Raw genomic sequence first — 18,780 nt, forward strand, 5'->3', positions numbered from 1 at the left:
AAACTTGCGCTCAACACGAAGCCGGAAGACTGCCGGTACTGGCCCAGCCGGGTCTCTAGTGTCAGGGCGCGCGGGTTCAATAAAGCTTGAGCAATCCCTCGGAGGTCGCTTCTTCCAGAAGCGCCTCCGGACTTTGTGTCAGCTGGCCGTGTTTGATCATGGCATCGCCGATGTCACCGAGATCATCGGCGTTCTGCCAGCTATCGGGCTGCCAGATCTTCGACCGGATCATCGCCTTGGGGCAATGCATGAAGGCACGTGTGACGTGCACGACGAGCGCCATGGCGGGCAGTTTGCCATCGACCGGCATCGTTTCCATCAGCTTCGGATCCTTGACGATCCTTGCTTCTCCGGAGATGCGCAAGGTTTCACCTTTTCCCGGGATCAGGAAAATCAGGCCGATCCGCGGGTCTTTCAGCAGATTGTGGTAGCTGTCCAGGCGCCGGTTTCCCGGCCGGTCGGGAATGGCCAGCAATGTGTCGCTGAGGACCCTCACGAAGCCCGCCGGGTCGCCCTTGGGACTGACGTCGATCACGCCGTCCGGATTGGCGGTGGCAATCATCATGAACGGCGCGCGGGCGATGAAGGACCGGCAGAGGTCATCCAGGGCGCTGATCTCCTTGACCAGCACTTTTTCCGGGGCGGTGCCCGCATGAGCTTCCAACTCCGCCACCGTTTCGATCGTGTCAGTGAATTCGGAGAAGGGTGAACTGTTCTCTTGCATCCTGTCCTCGGAGTGTTTGCCTGACGCTGTTCAATATCCGGATCTCGTGATCCGACTGTCACGTTTCAAGTTCGTGCTGGCAAGCGGGCGAAGCTTCCACCGGTCGATGCTGTTTGCAATCGGTGCCTGATTTCCGGCTAAACTGGTTCTTACCGCGTGTCAGAACAGAGCTCATTATCACAGCGACTTCGGCCTTTAAACTTAAGGGCGATTCGTTATTCTATTGCTACTATAGGGAGATCTGACCATGTCAACTGCTGCCGACCGCCGTGCCGCATTCAAGGCGCTTCACCAGAAGGGACGTGCCTTTCTGATGCCCAATCCGTTCGACATCGGAACGGCGCGCATTCTCGACGGACTGCGTTTCGATGCCCTGGCAACCTCCAGCGCCGGGTATGCCTGGACCCGGGGTGTCCGGGATGCCGAGGGGCTGATCGGCCGGGACGATGCCCTGGCCCATGCCGCCGAAATCATCAGCGCCACAAGCCTGCCGGTAAACGGGGACCTGGAAAACGGCTTTGGCGACAGTCCGGACGACGTCGTGGCGACGGTAAAGGGTGCCATCGAGGTCGGCCTGGCGGGCTGCTCCATCGAGGACTACAGCCAGGATCCCAAGCATCCCTATTATGATCTCGATCTTGCCGTGGAACGGATCAAGGCCGCCGTTGATGCCAAGAATGCTCTGGCGGCCGACTTTGTGCTGACCGCGCGCAGCGAGGGGCCGGTGCATTCCGAGCACGAACTTGCCGAGACGATCAAGCGGCTCAACGCCTTTGCAGCGGCCGGTGCCGATTGTGTTTACGCGCCGCAGTTGAAGAACCGGGAGCAGATTGCAAAGGTGCTGGAGGCTGTGGAGGCACCGATCAACATCCTCGCAGGCCGCAAGAATTTCCACCTCACCCGCAAGGAGCTGGGCGACATGGGTGTCGCCCGCGTCTCGATCGGTGCGGGTCTTGCCAAGATTGCCTTCGACGCTTTCATCGCCGCGGCCGAAGACATGAAACTCGGCGGCGCGTTCGGCTGCTTCGACCGGGCCGAAACCATGCCCGAGGGCCTGACAGACTTTCAGTCCTTCCTGAAGGCGGGGCTCTGACGTCCTGGCTTAGCCCGTCGCCCAGTAAGTCAAGACGACCGGCAGCGTGACAAGCGTCAAAACCGTTGAAACGAAGATGAAGCCCGCGACACCGGGGGCTTCATCCGGCCGATGCTGCGAGACGGCGAGATAGGTCGCCACCGAGGGCGGCATGAAGCAGAGCAGGATAATGACACTCTCGATCTTCGGATCGAGCGTCAGCAGCCGGGAGAGCGCAAAGGCAGCGACACAGGAAATCGCGATATGAGCCACGGACAGGATGGCGGCGGTGCCGATGCCGCCCAGCTTTAACGTGGCGAGGCTGTGGCCAAGTGTCAGGAGCATGATCGGGATGGCAAGTCCTGCCAGAATGCCAAGGCTTTGATCGACCGGTCCGGGCAGTTTCAATCCCGTGCCCATCATCACCAGCGCGAGGGCCACGGCATATATGACCGGCTGGCGCGCCAGGGCCGCAAAATTGGGTTCCCCCATCGGCAGAGCCAGGCCGATGGTGAAGATCGCCACCAGCACCACGACAATGAAGCCGATGGCAACCGCAGCCCCTTCCGCGCCGAAGGCGAGTGTTGAAACCGGCAGACCGATATTGCCCACATTGGCCAGCATCATCGGTGACAGATAGGCCTTGATCGGCAGGCGCAGCAGCTTCAGGACGCCAAAGCCGAGAACGGCAAAAACTGCGATCATGGCACAGGCGGCCGCAAGCACGGTCAGGAACGTGTCCAGCTGGACGTGCTCCTTGGCAAGATGTGACAGGATCAGGGCCGGGTAACCCACATTCGACACCAGCGAGCCGAGAAGCTTCCGGTCGAAAGGCGCCTTTGCCATGGCAAGGCCGTAACCGAGCAGGACACACAGGAATACCGGCAGCATGACATTGACGACATGTCCGAAGATTTCAGTCATGCGATATGCCCTCCTTCGGGTCCGGCAGCTGAACCGGTCAATCGGATCGCTGCGGTTGGAAGACAACTAAAGCGCAACCACCCCGCGACAGGCAAGATCGCGGGGCGGCTGGCATCTGGGGGCACATTTCTGGCGCAGGCTCAGTCCCGGCCCCATTTCTCCTGTTTCTTGTCCTTCATGATGCCGCGGACCATCTTGCCGAAAGCCTTGTCCTTGGACCTGCGCTCCGCAAGGCTGGCGGAATTGAAGGCTTCTTCCGCTTTCAGTTTCCGCCAGCGGTTGAGCCTGGTTTCCTCCAACTGGCCGGTTTCGATGGCCGTTCGAACAGCGCAGCCCGGCTCCGTTTCGTGCCGGCAGTCCTTGAAGCGGCAGTTTGCCGCCAGCTCCGTCAGATCCGAGAACAGATCCTCGATCCCGGCGGCCGCATCGGTGAGCTGCAGTTCGCGCATGCCGGGTGTGTCGAGTACCAGGCATCCGCCCGGCACCCTATGCAGTTGCCGGCGGGTGGTTGTGTGACGGCCCTTGGCGTCGTCCTCGCGGATCGCCTGTGTTGCGATTTCCTCGGTTCCGGCAAGCGCGTTGGTGAGCGTCGATTTGCCCACCCCGGAAGACCCGAGAAAGGCAACGGTCTGGCCGGGCCGGCACCAGTCTGCCAGCTTGTCCCTCGGTTCCTGGCCGCGGGCATCCAGCGTGACAACTGGTAGTCCGGCCGAGATCGACCGCGCCTGCTCGGCAAAGTCCTGCGGATCGTTGGTGAGGTCGGATTTGGTGAGCAGGATCACAGGCGCGATCTCTGCTTCAAGACACAGCGCGACATAGCGTTCCAGCCGCGCGATGTTGAAATCCTGGTTGCAGGAGGAAACCAGAAAGGCCGTTTCGATATTGGCGGCAATCAGCTGAACCTGCCGGTCGGTGCCCGGCGCACGCCGTTTCAAAAGGCTCTTGCGCTCCAGCACACGACTGGTCCAGGGCTGTTCGCGGTTCAATAGCAGCCAGTCGCCGACCGTCGCCTCCAGGCGCGGAGGAATGGTGTCGTCGATGTCGTCGCCGATCACGTGCAGCGCGTTGCGGTGAACTTCAACGACCCGCACCGGGGGCGTGCCGGCAAGCTCTTCCGAACTGAGCTGCTGGGCGAAAAAGGCCTGCCAGCCGAGTGATTCAAGGGTTGAGGGCGCTCGGTCCTGTGCCTTCGGTGTTTTGGCCGAAGGGAAAAATTCCGAATAGTTTCGTGGCATTGGATGTCTCGTGACTTAAACACACGTCATCGGGCGCCCGGAAGGGCACCTGGTTCATGGGGTTTAAGGCTCTCCGGTCAAAAAGAGCCGGATCACGCAATCTCTGACATCAAATCTCCATTGGGCGCCGAATGTGGCGCCCTTTTCAGGTAGCTGTTGCGATGCTGTTTTGCAAGGGCAGGGCCCTATTGCGGCCGCTCACCGACATAGGCCGCCCGTGGCCGGATCTGCTCGGGCGTCGCGTATTGCTCGAGCGCATGGGCAATCCAGCCGGTCATCCGGCCCGCACAGAAGATGATCTTGCCGGCATCCTTCGGCAGTCCGTAGGTCTTCTGGATGGCGGCGAGCGCCAGATCGACATTCGGCGCGACGCCGAAGAGATCGCGCGCAACGCCGATCAGGCCGGGCAGACGCTTGACGAAGGCATGCTCCGGTTCGCTCCGGCACAGCACGTCCAAAAGGCACTCCGCCCTTGGATCCCGCTCGCCATAGATCGAATGGCCGAAACCGGGCAGCGGCTCGCCGCGGCTGAGACGGTCCGACAATACGGTTTCGATATCCGTTTCCGGCGAGATTTCCGACAGCCAGGCGGTCGCCCGGTCGGACGCAGCGCCATGGCGCGGGCCGGCAAAGGCGCCGAGGCCGGAAATCAGCGCGGCATGAAGCGGCGCGCGTGTGGAAGCGGCGCACCGGGTGGCGAAGGCGCTGGTATTGAGTTCGTGATCCGCGCAGAGCACAAGGGCGGCCCGGATCACGTTCTTGGCCGGGGAAGATGCGCCGAATGCCTTGGCGATCTGGGTATGCACGGGCACATCCACTGGGTCGGCATTGAGCAGCGCGGCAACCGAATAGCGCAGCAGCGCCGCCCCCTTTGTCTGCAACAGTTTCGGGGCCTGGGTGTAGGCGGCCCGGTCCTGGAGCGGCCAGGCGGCAAGTGCCATCATCAGCCGGTCGAGCGGCCCGAGATCGGCCGGAAGATCCGGTGGCGGCAGCGGTGCGGCTTCTGCAAACGGGTCCTGTTCGGAGGCCCACAATAGCGTCGCAACCGATTCCAGCGTCGATGTTTCTGCAAGCTTTACCGCCCTGCGGCCCCGATAGATCGGCCCTTCCTCGGAAATCAGCGTCAGCTCGGTTTCCAGAACCGGATCGCCGGTCAGGGGCCTCGACCCGGTGTGGTCTTCTGCTGCCTTGCGGCCCTTGAGGCGGCGCACGTCGGCGGCATCATAGCGACGCTTCTTGCCGGGGCCGGCAATGGAGGAAATCAGACCCCGGCTGACATAGGCATAGAGCGTGGCCGGCTGAACACCGAGTTCGGCGGCGGCTTCACGGGCGGACAGGTAGATCGGCTTGTTCATGGATTGATTGTATTTATCAACATTGATCAATGCAATTCGTTCTTTCTATCTGGCGCGGACCAACACAGAAGGAGAGACCCATGACAGAAGCGCCAAGTCCCGCCCGGATGACCCCGGACCCGATTGCCGGTCTGGAAGGGGTTGTTGCCGCCAACACCAGTCTCAGCCACGTTGACGGCGAAGAAGGGGTGTTGATCCTGCGCGGCCGTCTGATCGAGGACCTCGCGGGAAAGATGCCGTTCGAGGCTGCCGTGCAGCATCTGTGGCAGGACCTTGGGGTCTCCGCGGCCTTTTCCCTTCAGCCGGGTTTTGCCCGAGCGCGCCAGCAAGCTTTCAAGGTGGTGCCGCTGCTTGAGGGAGCCGACGCCGCGCTAACGGTCTACGAACGCATGCAGCTCGGTCTGGCGGCATTGCCTCTCGGTGATGAGCTGCCGGCGCCTGTCGCGATTTCCGGGGCGCTGCCAGTTTTCCTGGCTGCGTCCCACCGCATCGCCTCGGGCCATCAGCCAGTTGCCCCGGATGCCACGTTGGGAACGGCTGCCGACATTCTGAAGATGCTGACCGGAACAGTGCCGCCGCAGGAAAGCGCTGACGCGCTGGACCGCTATCTGGTGACCATTCTGGATCATGGGCTCAATGCGTCGACCTTCACCGCCCGGGTGATCGGCTCGACCCAGGCGGATCTGAAACAGGCGGTGCTAGGGGCAATGGGCGCTTTGAGCGGCCCCCTGCATGGCGGCGCTCCGGGCCCCGTTCTTGACATGATCGATGCCATCGGCGCACCGGAAAATGCCGCAGGCTGGATCGAAAGCGCGCTGGCGCGCAAGGAACGGCTGATGGGTTTCGGCCACCGGATCTACCGCACCCGTGATCCGCGCGCGGATGTACTGAAGGACGGCTTGCGGGTTCTGGGCGAGGAAAACCCCAAGATCCGGCTGGCGGAAGACATTGAACTGGCCGCGCTGTCCGCCCTGAAGGAAGCCAAGCCCGACAGGCCGCTGGACACCAATGTGGAGTTCTATACAGCCGTGCTGCTGGACGCGATCGGCATCGACCGGACGCTGTTCACACCGCTCTTTGCAGTTGGCCGGACCCCGGGCTGGTGCGCTCATGTGCTGGAACAGCAGCAGACCGGCAAACTGATCCGGCCCTCGTCACACTATGTCGGACCGGAACCGGAGACTGTCTGAGGCCCACCTGAACCAGCAGTCCAGGGAGACTCGATTAGTACGCGAAAGCTTGCGTTTACTGGGTCACGGGTCTTACCGCCTGGCGGCAAACCGGGATGACAACGGGACATCCACTGCCTTCCCGCGGGCCTGATCGGCCCGCGCCACTTGTGGGGAGCATGGTTTCAGCCAGGTCGGTTCCTTAACCCGCCATTTCCGCTTCACGGACGGCAAACTCGATCTCGTCGACAAGGCCCTGATCGAGGCCGAGGCGGGCGGCCAGCATCTGCAGATAGGCCTTTTCCGCCGGGTGATCCGGGTCGATGGCAAGGCGGGAGGCAGCGTAAAGTTCAGCCGCCGTTTCCTCGCAGCTGGCGAAGGCGACAACCTTGTCGATATCGAGCGGTGCACGCAGCTCGTCCATCAGGAATGCCTTGGCCTCGCTGTCGAGCCCGGCCTCGTCGATCTTTTCAAAGATGCGATCCTGTTCGTCCCGGTCGATATGACCGTCGGCCTTGGCGGCGGAGATCATGGAGGTCAGCAGCGCGATGGCAAACTGGTTTTCGCCGCCCGGCTGCTGCGCTGGATCGAAGGCCGTGCCGCGCGGGGCTTCCAGCGGGATCGGCTGGTCCTGCGGATAGTGCGGACGCGGCGCATTCTGCTGGTTGGCCTTGTGGCCCTGATAGGCCTTGTAGGCGAGACCGGCCACCAGCGCGAGGCCGCCATAGGTGACGGCTTTCTTGCCGATCTTGCGACCCGACTTGGAGCCGAGCATCAGGCCGGCAAGGCCACCAAGGGCCAGGCCGCCACCCTGGGACGACAGAAAATCCTTGCCCTGGGAAAGAAGGTCGCCCGACCCGCCCCGCTGTGCGGCCGCACCGCCGCGCTGGTTATGCTGACCACCGCCCTGGCTTCCCAGAAACTGATCCAGCAGGGATTTTGCGTCGAACATTCTTGGCTCCTCAAACTTGTGGCCCGCCCGGGCCGAATTCGCTTTGTCTATCAAATGGGACTTTCTGGTACCGGCGCAAGCATGTGATACAGATGCAGACAGTTTTATAATCCCCTGGCACGTCTGAAAGACATTGCTCGCATGCCGAAAGCCCGTCTCCGCACCTTGAACCGCGCACTGGTCGTCGTCTTTTTCGCCAATTTCTCATCGGCGTCGCCGGCACACGCATTTTCCGTGAGCGAAGCGCCGGACAGTTATACGAGGATCGACGACGCGGCGCTGAAGGAAGCTCTTCTGACGGCCCTTGCCGCCGCCGATGTGAGTTCCACGGGCAATTTCCATCAGCTCGCGGTCCCGGGCGAAGCGTTTGATCGCAAGCCCACCAGTCCAATCGTCGAACGTGAAGGTGTCTTCCTTCACATCGTGCAGGATCGTGGCCTGCCCATGGGTGATCTCTATCCGACCTTTGTCCTGAAGCCTCAAGCTGGTGGTGACGCGCTCGACCTGATTCTTAGAACCGAGGCCGGGACAAGGGTCTATTATGCCGACGGGCTACCGGAGAGCGGTTGCCTGTTTTCCACCAAAAAGGCCTATTCGGATATCTGCCTTGTTGATGTCAGCGGCAACCCGGCACCGGAACTGCCCGGATTGCGGGACGACGTCTGGACGGATCTGATCAGGCTTCTTGGACTTTGAGCGAGTTGTCCTGCCGGTTCTGCCTGTCGAACAGCGCAAAGACACCTGCGATGATCCAGCCCATGACGGCCCAGGTCACCCAGACCATGCCGTCCTGAACTGCCACGACTTCAACCGGGTTGCCGACCAGCGAGTTCATCAGAGGCTGGCGGATCAGGTTCCCCTTGATCATCAGGATGAGACCCGCCAGACACAGGCCGCCACGTGCCCAGCCGAGTGCGGGAAAGCGGCAGCGCAGCAGCCAATAGGTGAGAGACGCGCCGAGGCCGATTTCGATCGCGCTGATCGCCGCCGGGACACGGACATCCCAGGAGGAAACCATCGCCCGGCCCTCCATCCGGGCCGCGATCCAGTGCTGCAGCCATTCAGCGGAAAACACATGCAGGCAGAAACCGGCAATGGACGACAAAAGCGCGGCAACGGCCACGGTCAAAACGAGAGAACGCATTGAAGACTCGGATTTAAAATAGATAAGGCACTTCTGACCCTAGCTTAGTGGCAAAAGATTGTCGTCCTTCAGCGTTTCCATCGCGATCGAGGAGCGCACATTGTTGACCGCTTCCTGGGGCAGCAATTCGTCATTGATGATACGGCTCAGCGCCTTCAGATCGGCCACGACGATCTTCAGCATGTAGTCGAGATCACCGGTCAACGTGTGGGCTTCCTGGACCTCCGGCATGGCCTTCACCATGTTGCGGAACTTACGCGCATTCTCCTTGGAATGCGCCCCGAGCGTCACGCCGACAAAGGCGGTCACCGTCAGGCCGAGGGCTTCCGGGTCGAGGGCTGCCCTGTAGCGGCGAATGATGCCGGCCTCTTCCAGCTTGCTGCGTCGGCGCGACACCTGGCTGGCCGACAGGCTGATGATCTCGCCAAGCTCGGCATTGGTCAGGGCGGCATTGTCCTGCAGGGCTGCCAGCAATTTGACATCGAAACCGTCCAGAGCAATGGGCATGCGTGTTCCTGCTGTTCAATGCACACAACGTGCAACATCATACGCGAAAACACGTGAATTGCACACATGCTGCGCGCGGAACCCGGCATCCTGTTCGCAATGAGGATTTGTGAGAGGACAACCAGCCATGGGACCGTTTCCCCATAACGCACCGCCTGCCGAAATCACGCCGGAAAACCCGGCCGGCACGGACGGATTTGAATTTGTCGAATTCGCCCATCCGGAGCCGGAGAAGCTGGACACACTCTTTCGCAAGATGGGCTACGTGCCGGTTGCCAAACACAAGACCAAGAACATCACGCTCTACCGTCAGGGCGACGTCACCTATGTGCTGAATGCCGAACCCGGCAGCCACGGCATGAAGTTCGTTGACACGCACGGACCTTGCGCACCCTCCATGGCCTGGCGCGTGGTGGATGCGCAAAAGGCGTTTGAACATGCGGTTGCCAAAGGCGCGACGCCGTATGAAGGTGACGACAAATCCATGGATGTCCCGGCCATTGTCGGCATCGGCGGTTCGCTGCTCTATTTCGTCGACACCTATGGCGAAAAGGGGTCGGCTTATTCGAAAGATTTCAACTGGCTGCGGGAATTCGATCCGAAGCCGGAAGGCGTCGGTTTCTATTATCTCGACCACCTGACCCACAACGTCTATCGCGGCAACATGGACAAGTGGTGGGATTTCTACCGGGACCTCTTCAACTTCAAGCAGATCCACTTCTTCGACATTGACGGCCGCATCACGGGCCTGGTCAGCCGGGCAATCACCAGCCCCTGCGGCAAGATCCGCATTCCGCTGAACGAGTCCAAGGACGACACCAGCCAGATCGAGGAATATCTGAAGAAATACAATGGCGAAGGCATCCAGCACATCGCCGTTGGCACGGACGATATCTATGCCAGCACCGACAGGCTGGCCGAGAACGAGCTGAAGTTCATGCCCGGTCCGCCGGACACCTATTACGAACGCTCCCACAAGCGGGTCAACGGCCACAGCGAGCCGATCGAGCGCATGAAGCGTCACGGCATCCTGATCGATGGCGAAGGCGTCATCGATGGCGGCATGACCAAGATCCTGCTGCAGATTTTCTCCAAGACCGTGATCGGTCCGATCTTCTTCGAATTCATTCAGCGCAAGGGCGATGAAGGCTTTGGGGAAGGCAATTTCCGCGCCCTGTTTGAATCGATCGAGGAAGATCAGATCCGACGCGGGGTGCTCAAGACTGAAGCCGCCGAGTAATCCCACTTGCCGGTTGCTTTGGAAGGCCGCTTTTCCAAAAGGAGGAGCGGCCTTGATCCTTTTTGGGGTACTGGATCGCCGGAAACGGGGCGCCTCCGCCTTATTCAGCTGTCATCAAAGGCAAGCGCAGCGCGACCTGGGACACACCCGTTTGAAGAGCAGAAAACTTGACGCCAAAGCTCGCAAGGCATTCCTTCCAGGGATTGCGCAAGCGGCGCGGCGCGTGATCCAGCGCAAGACCGGCTAACACCCGAGTTGGCTGCGATGCCGTGTCCATCCGGCTGAAACGCACGGTCAAACAGCCTTTTCAGCCAGTTTTTTGCGGCAACCCGTAAAAAAGATCACGTTTTGTCGCTTCAGTAACGGATTGAATTACCTTCGCTTTTCCAGCCCGACAATACGTTGGGCAAGATTCTTTGAACTTATTTTCATCCCGTTAAGGAAGAAGTTTGTGGGGCAAGGGTTTTACTGACAGAGGCTGCCGAGAGGCCCTCTGTTGCATTGTCTAAGCACAAACTTCTTACACCTCCGCACCCCCATGCGGAGGTTTTTTTTGGCCGTTTGTCGGCTCAGCCGTTCTTCTTGGCTTCCAGCACGTCCCAAACCATCTTTGCGACATCCGGACCGCCGAGATTGCGGATGGCGCGGATGCCGGTCGGGGCGGTGACGTTGATTTCTGTCAGCAGGCCGTCAATGACATCGATGCCGACCAGAATGAGGCCTTTTTCCTTCAGCGACGGACCGAGACGGGCACAGATCTCGCGTTCGCGTTCTGTCAGGTCGCTGTCGGTCGGGGCGCCGCCGCGCACCATGTTGGAGCGGAGATCTCCGGCCGCCGGCACCCGGTTTACCGCGCCGGCAAATTCACCATCGACCAGCAGGATGCGCTTGTCGCCGTGTTTCACATTCGGCAGGAACTGCTGGATCACCCAGGGCTCGCGGAAGGTGGCGGCGAAGAAATCATAGAGCGAGCCGTAGTTGAGATCGTCCTGGGTAATCCGGAAAACGGCCGCGCCGCCATGGCCGAACAGCGGTTTCATGACGATGTCGCCATATTCCTCCCGGAACAGGTCGATCTCCGCCCGGTCCTTGGTGATCAGGGTCGCCGGCATCAGGTCGGGAAATTCCGTGACAAACAGTTTTTCAGGCGCGTTGCGCACCTCGGCCGGATCGTTCACCACCAGCGTGTCCGGGTGGATCTTTTCCAGGATATGTGTCGCGGCAATATAGGACAGATCGAACGGCGGGTCCTGGCGCATCAGCACGACGTCCATCTCGCGCATGTTGACGCGCTGGCGCTCGCCAAGTGTGAAATGATTGCCTTTTTCGTCGCGTACCTCGACCGGTTCCAGCCAGCAGAAAACATCGTCGCCGCGCAGGGCCAGACGGTCAGGCGTATAGTGATAGAGCTGATGTCCGCGCGCCTGCGCCTCCAGCATCATCGCAAAGGCACTGTCGCCGGCAATGTTGATGGTCGAGATATGGTCCATCTGGACCGCAACTTTCAAAGCCATGAGGCAGCTCCCGGCGGGCGGCACGTGTCATGTGCCATTGGGATTGGAACGATTGGTCCAGATATGCGGTGCGGGTCGGCGAATGTCCAGAGGGGGAGACGGGGGTTTTCAAACGCCGTCTGTATCTGACTCTACAGAGCCCTCGACACGTTCTCTGTTGTTCCAGCCTTGTCATCCCGGTTTGGCACAACGTGGCAAGACCGGGATCCAGTACGCCTTGGCGGTTGTTGAGTTTTCGATATTGGCAATACGAGTTACCGGGTCCCGGATCTTCGCTGCGCTGCGTCCGGGATGACAAAATCAAAGCTTTGCCGGACGTCCCGGATGTGACTTGCGGTCCCCTACTCCGCTTCCAGAAGCTCCACCCAGCTCATCGGCGCGTCGCCGTTCAGCGGATTTTTGGGCGAGCGCTTGTAGCGGATGGTTTCCATCCGGAAGGTGCGGGCGTCGAACAGGATCATGCGGCCGACCAGGGTCTCGCCGGTGCCGGTGAATTCCTTGATCACCTCCATCGCCTGCATGGCGCCGATAATCCCGGTGAGCGCGCCAAGCACGCCGGCCTGTTCGCAGGTCGGCAACAGGCCGTCCCGCGGCTTTCGCGGGAACAGGCAGCGGTAGGTCGGATTCTTGGCGCCGTCTGCATTTGCCTCAAAGGGTTTCAGCGTGGTGATCGAGCCGTCGAACTGGCCGACAGCCGCCGTCACCAGTGGTTTTTTTGCAAAGAAACAGGCATCGGAAACAAGGTAGCGCGTGTCGAAATTGTCCGAACCATCAACCACCAGATCATAGTCCGACACCAGCGCCATCGCGTTGTGACCGGCGATCCGGGTCGGATGCGGTTCGACGGTGACATTCGGATTGAGCCGGGCGATGGCTTCGGCCGCGCTGGCAACCTTCGGTTCGCCGAGCTGATCGGTGTCGTGGATCACCTGGCGCTGCAGGTTGGAAAGTGACACGGTGTCATCGTCGACAACGCCAAGCGTGCCGACACCTGCCGCGGCCAGATATTGCAGCACCGGTGCGCCGAGACCACCGGCGCCAATCACCAGAACCCGGGCGTTCTTCAGCTTCTGCTGTCCGGCACCACCAATTTCCTGCATGACGATGTGGCGGGCGTAACGTTCCAGTTCGGCTGGGGAGAGCATTCTGGGTCCTGTTTGCCTGTGTTCGCTTCTTGTTTGGAAAGGCTGCTTGTCTGGCTCAGCCCAGCACCCGGCTGACGAGACGAGCCGTGTAGTCCACCATCGGAATCACCCTTGCATAGTTGAGCCGTGTCGGGCCGATCACGCCGAGAACGCCGACAATGCGCTGGTTGCTGTCCCGGTAAGGGGACACCACCAGCGACGAACCGGACAGCGAAAAGAGATTGTTTTCCGATCCAATGAAGATCCTCACGCCGTCTCCCTTTTCCGCAAGGCCGAGCAGCTGGATCAGGTCCTTCTTGTTTTCAAGGTCGTCGAAGAGAAGACGGATGCGCTCCAGATCTTCGGCAGCTTCCAGGTCGGTCAGAAGGTTGGAACGGCCGCGCACGATCAGCGTGCCGGGATCGTTGGCCCCCTCGCCGCCCCAAAGCGCCAGACCGGCGTCGATCACCTTCTGGCTGAGCAGGTCGAGCTCTGCCTGATCCGCATCGCGCACCTTTTCCAGGTCGGTGCGGATCTCGGCAAGGGTTTTGCCCTGGATCTGGGCGTTGAGATAGTTGGTGGCTTCAACAAGCGCGGACGCCGGCAGGTTTGGCGGCAGGTTGACCACCCGGTTTTCCACCGAGCCATCGTCGCTGACCAGCACCACCAGCGCCTTTTGCGGTTCGATCCGCACGAATTCGATATGTTTGAGCCGCATGTCGGTCTTGTGGGTCAGCACCACCCCGGCTCCCATGGAAAGGCCTGACAGCATCTGGCTGGCTTCGGTGAGAACCTGTTCAGCCGAATTGGCCCGTTGCGAGGCCTTCACCTGCACATCGATCTGCTGCCGCTCTTCCTGGGTCAGATCGCCCACTTCCAGAAGCGCATCGACGAAGAACCTCAGGCCGATTTCGGTCGGCAGCCGGCCGGCGCTGGTATGCGGAGCATGCAGGAGGCCCATATGCTCCAGGTCCGACATGACATTGCGCACGGATGCGGGCGACAGCGAAACGCTGAGATTGCGCGAAACATTGCGGGACCCGACCGGCTCGCCGGTCTCCAGGTAGGTCTCGACGATCGAACGGAAGATTTCTCTAGATCTCTTGTCGAGGTCGCTCAGGCTCAAGGCATGTTCTCCAGGGACGGACCAATTCGGTCATCAACGTGTGTTTCCCTCAAGATATAGGCGCAAATTGGGGCTGACGTGAAGTATCCCGTTGCCAGCTCTTTACGCAGACGGATCTTGAGGTCTACAAGGCCTCAACGAATACGTCGGGGAACCAGTGATTTCCCGAAACCGCAAAGCTCGAAAGGGATTTCAATGCGTCCGTCCAAACGCGCCGCCGACGAACTGCGTGCCGTCACCCTGGAACGAGGTGTTTCCAAACATGCCGAGGGCTCTTGCCTGGTCAAGTTCGGCGACACGCATGTTCTGTGTACTGCGAGCCTGGAAGAGCGTGTTCCGCCGTGGCTGCGGGGCCAGAACCGGGGCTGGGTCACGGCCGAATACGGCATGCTGCCGCGCGCGACGGGCGATCGTATGCGCCGCGAGGCAAGCGCCGGCAAGCAATCCGGTCGAACCCAGGAAATCCAGCGCCTGATCGGCCGCTCCCTGCGCGCCGTTGTCAACCTGGAAGCCCTTGGCGAAGCCCAGATCTCCATCGACTGCGATGTCATCCAGGCCGATGGCGGCACTCGCACCGCGGCCATCACCGGCGCCTGGGTGGCGCTGCGCGATTGCATTGAATGGATGAAGGCCAGGGACATGGTCAGCGGTGAGGTGCTGAAAGACCATATCGCGGCGATTTCCTGCGGCATCTATGAAGGCAATCCGGTTCTTGATCTGGACTATGCCGAAGACAGCACCGCGGAAACCGATGCCAACTTCGTCATGACCGGTTCCGGTGGCATTGTCGAGATCCAGGGCACGGCAGAAGGCGCCCCCTTCTCCGAAGACGAATTCGGTCAGCTTCTTGGTCTTGCCAAGGCCGGGATCGGCCGTCTGGTCGACTTGCAGAAAATGGCCATTCTCTAACGGAGACGACCCATGAGCCATCGCCAGCTGGAGCCGGGAAAACTTGTCGTGGCCAGCCACAACAAGGGCAAGATCCGCGAGATCAACGAGTTGTTGCAGCCTTACGGCTTCGACGTGGTGTCCGCTGGCGATCTCGATCTGCCGGAGCCGGAAGAAACCGGCCTGACCTTCGAGGCCAATGCCTCGCTGAAGGCACAGGCGGCGGCCAGGGCGTCCGGCTTTCCGTCGCTGGCCGATGACAGCGGCTTCTGCGTGGCGGCGCTGGGCGGCGATCCCGGCATCTATTCGGCGCGCTGGGCCGGTCCTGACAAGGACTTTGCCATGGCCATGCGCACCATTGAGGAAAAGCTGCAATCGGCCGGAGCCACCGCGGACGACATGCGCCGCGGCTCTTTCGTGGCGGTCCTGTGCCTCGCCTGGCCGGACGGGCATGAAGAATATTTCCGGGGCGAGGTTGAGGGGCAGGTTGTCTGGCCTCCGCGCGGAACGCAGGGCTTTGGCTACGATCCGATGTTTCAGCCCGATGGCCATAACCGCACCTTCGCTGAAATGACCTCGGAGGAAAAACACGGCGGCACCCCGGGTTTGCCCGCATTGTCTCACCGTGCCCGGGCGTTTCAGCTGTTCAAGGCCGGCTGTCTGGAAGGGAAGTGATTTGACGACGCAAGGGGCAACCGAAGGCGGGTTCGGCATTTATGTGCACTGGCCGTTCTGTGCGGCCAAATGCCCTTATTGCGACTTCAATTCCCACGTTCGTCATCAGCCCGTCGACCAGGCCCGGTTCGCTGCGGCCTTCGAGCGGGAACTCGCCCATTTTGCGGATCTGACCAAAGGCAAGACCGTTCAGTCGGTGTTTCTGGGCGGCGGCACGCCGTCGCTCATGGAGCCGGCGACCGTCGAACGTATTCTTGATGCGATCTCCGGCCACTGGGCGATGGATGCCGATGTCGAGATCTCCATGGAAGCAAATCCGTCCTCGGTCGAGGCGGAACGGTTCCGCGGTTACCGGGCGGCCGGTGTCAACCGGGTGTCGCTTGGCGTTCAGTCCCTGATCGACACCGATCTGAAGCTTCTCGGACGTCTTCATGACGCCCAGACGGCGCGAAAGGCGATCGAAACCGCGCGGGCGACGTTCCCGCGTCTTTCGTTTGACCTGATCTACGCCCGCCCAGGTCAGACGCCTGCAGGCTGGGCCGACGAATTGAACGAAGCCATCGCGCTCGCGGCCGATCACCTGTCGCTCTATCAGCTGACCATCGAGGAAGGCACGCCGTTCTATACGCTCTATCATGCCGGCAAGCTGAAGATGCCGGACCAGGAGCTTGGCGCGACCTTTTACGAGCTCACCCAGGAGGTCACGGCCGACGCGGGTCTGCCGGCCTATGAAGTTTCCAACCATGCCCGGCCGGGCGCGGAGTGCCGCCATAATCTCGTTTATTGGCGCTATGGTGACTATGTCGGTGTCGGCCCCGGTGCCCATGGACGGCTGACGGTCGGCGTCAACCGGCTCGCCACGGCGACGGAGCGGCACCCGGAAACCTGGCTGAAGAACGTGGAAAGCCATGGGCACGCCATGATCGAGAATGTCGGCCTGACCGAGGAGGAGCAGGGCGACGAGTTTCTGCTCATGGGCCTGCGGCTCACCGAGGGCATCGACCTGAAACGGTACGAGCGTTTTTCCCACCGATCCATCGATCCACGCCGCCTGGAAGCGCTTCTGGAGCATGGCATGGTGGAAAAGATCGGGGAAAATCGGGTTCGGGCGACGCGGGACGGTTTTTTTGTGCTCGACGCAGTCGTGGCGGATCTGGCCGCCTGATGCAGCACCTTTTGCTGCAATAAATAAAGCTACCAAATTGATTTAAATGTCTTATCTGCACTTGTGCGGCGCACAGTGATTTGCTGTCAAACTGTCTTTCTGTGTGATTTCGAGTGGTTTGGCACTGTTTCACATAACAAATAGCAGTATTGCGGCCCGCAACAGGCCTAGCTATCCTGCTGCGATGCAATAGATGGTGCAATAACAAACGAGCTGCAAAAAAATGTTCACAAAATTTGCCGAGGGGGCTGGCAGCAGCTTGTTCAACAAAGGAGATGCGCCTTTGCCGTTCTATCACCTTTATGAGCTCAATCACGCTGCCATGGCGCCGTTCCGGGCGATGGCAGACATGACCCGGCTTTACTTCCAGAATCCGCTCAACCCGTTGACTCATACCAGCTATGGCCGTTCCATCGCCGCAAGCTGTGAGGTTCTGGAACGGACCACCCGCAGGTATGGCAAGCCGGAATTCGGCCTGAAGGAAACCACGGTCAGCGGCGTTCGGGTGCCGGTGCGCGAAACCTGTGTCTGGAACCGGCCGTTCTGCGACCTGATCCGGTTTGAGCGCGGCGTCACTTCGCACCGCAACGATCCGAAAATCCTGATCGTTTCGCCGATGTCCGGTCACTATGCGACCTTGCTGCGCGGCACCGTTGAAGCGCTGATGCCGAACGCGGATGTTTACATCACCGACTGGATCGATGCGCGCATGGTACCGATCCAGGACGGCAAGTTCGATCTCGACGATTACATCGATTATATCATCTCGATCCTGCATTTCCTGGGGCCGGACACCCATGTGCTCGGCGTCTGCCAGCCGTCCGTTCCGGTTCTGGCAGCGGTTGCCGTCATGGAAGATCGCGACGATCCCTATATCCCGGCCAGCATGACGCTGATGGGCGGCCCGATTGACACGCGGGTCGCGCCGACCGCCGTGAACGATCTTGCCGTTTCGAAGGGCATCGACTGGTTCCGCAAGAACGTCATCATGAAGGTGCCGTTCCCGCATGCCGGTTTCATGCGCGACGTTTATCCGGGCTTCCTGCAGTTGTCGGGCTTCATGAGCATGAACCTTGACCGGCATGTGACGGCACACCGGGAGTTCTTCCAGCATCTGGTGGAAGGGGACGGCGACAGCGCGGAGAAACACCGCGAGTTCTATGACGAATATCTCGCCGTCATGGACCTGACCGCGGAGTTTTATCTGCAGACCGTCGAAACGGTGTTCATCGACCATGCCCTGCCGAACGGCACCATGATGCATAACGGCCGGCTGGTCGATTGCAGCAAGATCACCCGCACCGCTCTGCTCACCGTGGAAGGTGAGAAGGACGACATCACCGGCCGGGGCCAGACCCGGGCAGCGCATGATCTGTGCGTCAATCTGCCGGACGACATGAAGGCGCATTACGAGCAACCGAATGTCGGCCACTACGGCGTTTTCAACGGCTCGCGCTGGCGGTCCGAGATCGCGCCGCGTGTGATGGACTTCATCCGTTCGAACCGCCCTGACCTGCAGAAAAACAAGCCTGTTTCCAAGCCGCAAGCCAGGAAGACGGCTCCGGCGGCTCCAGTGGTGAAACCGGAAAAGCCCGCGGCAAAGGCAGGCAGTCCGCTCGAGAGCATCCTTCTGGCAAAACCGGACGGTGCGGCGGACGATCTGAAGGCCATCAGCGGTGTCGGGCCGAAGCTTGAATCCGCACTCAACGAGGCCGGGATTTTCCATTACTGGCAGATTGCCGGCCTGACCGCAGACCAGATCGAGGCCCTGGATGGCAAACTCGATTTCCGCGGTCGGATCGCGCGCGACAACTGGATCAAGCAGGCTCGCGAACTGTCCGAAACGGTCAGCTGAACGACTGATCTGCACACATGGATCGTGGGTGCTTCGAGGGAAGCACCCATAACTTGCCTCAAATAGTCCGGTTTTTTGCGAGCCTTCCGGCCACTGCTATTGATCTGCCGC

General features: G+C 60.7%; 18 protein-coding genes. 8 read left to right on the forward strand and 10 right to left on the reverse strand.

The genetic code is table 11. From position 1 onward, the window contains the following. Positions 1–76 precede the first annotated feature (76 nt). A complete protein-coding gene (locus CHH27_RS20065; protein WP_094073165.1) occupies positions 77–724 on the reverse strand; it encodes an MSMEG_1061 family FMN-dependent PPOX-type flavoprotein in 648 nt (215 codons plus the stop codon). A 247-nt stretch (positions 725–971) separates the two neighbouring features. Between CHH27_RS20065 and CHH27_RS20070 the strand changes: the two genes are divergently transcribed. Beyond that, a complete protein-coding gene (locus tag CHH27_RS20070; protein WP_094073166.1) occupies positions 972–1,817 on the forward strand; it encodes an oxaloacetate decarboxylase in 846 nt (281 codons plus the stop codon). 9 nt (positions 1,818–1,826) lie between these two features. Here the strand turns inward: CHH27_RS20070 and CHH27_RS20075 are convergent, their stop codons facing one another. The 3 genes from CHH27_RS20075 to CHH27_RS20085 form a co-directional block, all read right to left on the reverse strand. Continuing rightward, entirely contained in the window at positions 1,827–2,720 is an 894-nt protein-coding gene (locus CHH27_RS20075) for an AEC family transporter (RefSeq protein WP_208988300.1), read from the reverse strand. A 140-nt stretch (positions 2,721–2,860) separates the two neighbouring features. After that, complete coding sequence (gene rsgA, locus CHH27_RS20080) at positions 2,861–3,955, reverse strand: ribosome small subunit-dependent GTPase A (protein WP_094073167.1); 1,095 nt, start codon at positions 3,953–3,955, stop codon at positions 2,861–2,863. A gap of 185 nt (positions 3,956–4,140) precedes the next feature. Beyond that, complete coding sequence (locus CHH27_RS20085) at positions 4,141–5,340, reverse strand: citrate/2-methylcitrate synthase (RefSeq protein WP_208988301.1); 1,200 nt, start codon at positions 5,338–5,340, stop codon at positions 4,141–4,143. Positions 5,341–5,390: 50 nt separating this feature from the next. Here CHH27_RS20085 and CHH27_RS20090 point away from each other — a divergent pair, with 50 nt between their 5' ends. Next, complete coding sequence (locus CHH27_RS20090) at positions 5,391–6,500, forward strand: citrate synthase/methylcitrate synthase (protein ID WP_094073169.1); 1,110 nt, start codon at positions 5,391–5,393, stop codon at positions 6,498–6,500. 181 nt (positions 6,501–6,681) lie between these two features. Here the strand turns inward: CHH27_RS20090 and CHH27_RS20095 are convergent, their stop codons facing one another. Continuing rightward, entirely contained in the window at positions 6,682–7,431 is a 750-nt protein-coding gene (locus tag CHH27_RS20095) for a tellurite resistance TerB family protein (protein ID WP_094073170.1), read from the reverse strand. Between the two features lie 141 nt (positions 7,432–7,572). Between CHH27_RS20095 and CHH27_RS20100 the strand changes: the two genes are divergently transcribed. Further along, positions 7,573–8,127, forward strand: a complete 555-nt coding sequence (locus CHH27_RS20100) for a hypothetical protein (RefSeq protein ID WP_094073171.1) — start codon at positions 7,573–7,575, stop codon at positions 8,125–8,127. On the opposite strand, the gene CHH27_RS20105 is transcribed toward CHH27_RS20100, so the two are convergent. Both CHH27_RS20105 and CHH27_RS20110 read right to left on the reverse strand, forming a co-directional pair. Beyond that, on the reverse strand, positions 8,108–8,575 hold the full coding sequence (locus CHH27_RS20105) for a hypothetical protein (RefSeq protein WP_094073172.1): 468 nt from the start codon (positions 8,573–8,575) through the stop codon (positions 8,108–8,110). The genes CHH27_RS20100 and CHH27_RS20105 overlap by 20 nt on opposite strands. A gap of 39 nt (positions 8,576–8,614) precedes the next feature. After that, positions 8,615–9,082, reverse strand: a complete 468-nt coding sequence (locus CHH27_RS20110) for an Lrp/AsnC family transcriptional regulator (RefSeq protein WP_094073173.1) — start codon at positions 9,080–9,082, stop codon at positions 8,615–8,617. Positions 9,083–9,209: 127 nt separating this feature from the next. Here CHH27_RS20110 and hppD point away from each other — a divergent pair, with 127 nt between their 5' ends. Further along, complete coding sequence (gene hppD / locus CHH27_RS20115; RefSeq protein WP_094073174.1) at positions 9,210–10,322, forward strand: 4-hydroxyphenylpyruvate dioxygenase; 1,113 nt, start codon at positions 9,210–9,212, stop codon at positions 10,320–10,322. 569 nt (positions 10,323–10,891) lie between these two features. Here hppD and gshB read toward each other — a convergent pair. From gshB to hrcA, 3 genes are all read right to left on the reverse strand, one after another. Next, the gene (gshB, locus tag CHH27_RS20125; RefSeq protein WP_094073176.1) at positions 10,892–11,836 is read right to left on the reverse strand and encodes a glutathione synthase; all 945 of its coding nucleotides are present in this window, start codon (positions 11,834–11,836) and stop codon (positions 10,892–10,894) included. Positions 11,837–12,177: 341 nt separating this feature from the next. Beyond that, entirely contained in the window at positions 12,178–12,981 is an 804-nt protein-coding gene (locus CHH27_RS20130) for a molybdopterin-synthase adenylyltransferase MoeB (protein ID WP_094073177.1), read from the reverse strand. A 55-nt stretch (positions 12,982–13,036) separates the two neighbouring features. Next, entirely contained in the window at positions 13,037–14,086 is a 1,050-nt protein-coding gene (gene hrcA, locus CHH27_RS20135; protein ID WP_094073178.1) for a heat-inducible transcriptional repressor HrcA, read from the reverse strand. 195 nt (positions 14,087–14,281) lie between these two features. Here hrcA and rph point away from each other — a divergent pair, with 195 nt between their 5' ends. From rph to phaZ, 4 genes are all read left to right on the forward strand, one after another. Beyond that, the gene (gene rph / locus CHH27_RS20140) at positions 14,282–14,995 is read left to right on the forward strand and encodes a ribonuclease PH (protein ID WP_094073179.1); all 714 of its coding nucleotides are present in this window, start codon (positions 14,282–14,284) and stop codon (positions 14,993–14,995) included. 12 nt (positions 14,996–15,007) lie between these two features. Next, the gene (gene rdgB, locus CHH27_RS20145; protein ID WP_094073180.1) at positions 15,008–15,649 is read left to right on the forward strand and encodes an RdgB/HAM1 family non-canonical purine NTP pyrophosphatase; all 642 of its coding nucleotides are present in this window, start codon (positions 15,008–15,010) and stop codon (positions 15,647–15,649) included. 1 nt (position 15,650) lies between these two features. Further along, complete coding sequence (hemW, locus tag CHH27_RS20150; RefSeq protein ID WP_094073181.1) at positions 15,651–16,814, forward strand: radical SAM family heme chaperone HemW; 1,164 nt, start codon at positions 15,651–15,653, stop codon at positions 16,812–16,814. Between the two features lie 322 nt (positions 16,815–17,136). Beyond that, on the forward strand, positions 17,137–18,669 hold the full coding sequence (gene phaZ / locus CHH27_RS20155; RefSeq protein ID WP_247646313.1) for a polyhydroxyalkanoate depolymerase: 1,533 nt from the start codon (positions 17,137–17,139) through the stop codon (positions 18,667–18,669). Positions 18,670–18,780: the final 111 nt, after the last annotated feature.

This window comes from Labrenzia sp. VG12, from assembly GCF_002237595.1.
GTDB lineage: Bacteria > Pseudomonadota > Alphaproteobacteria > Rhizobiales > Stappiaceae > Roseibium.